Source organism: Martinezella lusitana (assembly GCF_010668395.1).
Taxonomy (GTDB): domain Bacteria; phylum Pseudomonadota; class Alphaproteobacteria; order Rhizobiales; family Rhizobiaceae; genus Rhizobium; species Rhizobium lusitanum_A.
Genome location: NZ_WUEY01000070.1, coordinates 1 through 881, shown reverse-complemented (window position 1 = coordinate 881; position 881 = coordinate 1). Strand labels below are relative to the sequence as shown.

The following is an 881-nucleotide window of genomic DNA, read 5'->3' as shown; positions in this document are numbered from 1 at the left end:
GCCTTTGCCGACAGGCCATCGCTTCTGGGCATCGCGCTGCTTGCCTACATGTTCGGGCTTCGCCACGCCTTCGATGCCGACCATATCGCCGCCATCGATAACGTCGTGCGCAAGCTGATGCAGGAAAAGAAGCAGCCCTATGCGGTCGGCTTCTTCTTCTCCCTCGGGCACTCCTCGATCGTCGTGATCGCCTCGATCCTGATTGCCGCGACGGCCGCCGCCATGCAGAATCGGCTCGATTCCTTCCACGATATCGGCGGCGTCATCGGCACCACGGTTTCGGCCGCCTTTCTCCTTCTGATCGGCATCGCCAATCTCTTCGTGCTCAAGGGCGTGTGGTCCGCCTTCCGGCGGGCTCAGAAAGGCGAGAGGATCGCGGACGAGGATCTGGATACGCTGCTTGCCGGAGGCGGCATTCTCGCGCGCATCTTCCGCCCGATGTTCAAGGTCGTCACCCGATCCTGGCACATGTATCCGATCGGCTTTCTCTTCGGCCTCGGCTTCGATACCGCAACGGAAATCGGGCTGCTCGGCATTTCCGCCGCCCAGGCCGCGCAGGGCATGTCCTTCTGGACCATTCTCGTCTTCCCGGCCCTCTTCACCGCCGGCATGTCGCTGATGGATACGCTCGACAGCACGCTGATGACCGGCGCCTATGGCTGGGCCTTCGTCAAGCCCGTGCGCAAGCTCTGGTACAATCTGACGATCACCGCTGCGTCCGTCGTCGTCGCCATCTTCATCGGCGGCATCGAGGCGCTCGGACTGATCTCCGACAAGCTCGGCCTCGAGGGCGGCTTCTGGAGCTTCATCGGCGAGATGAACGACAATCTCGCCAATTTCGGCTTCGCAGTCGTCGGCATCTTCCTCATGAGCTGGCTGAT

General features: G+C 62.1%; 1 protein-coding gene. It reads left to right on the top strand.

Features of this window, described 5'->3' with window-relative positions; genetic code table 11:
- Positions 1 to 881, top strand: an 881-nt coding sequence (locus tag GR212_RS36550) for a HoxN/HupN/NixA family nickel/cobalt transporter (RefSeq protein WP_163995014.1), incomplete at both ends; no start/stop codon positions are given.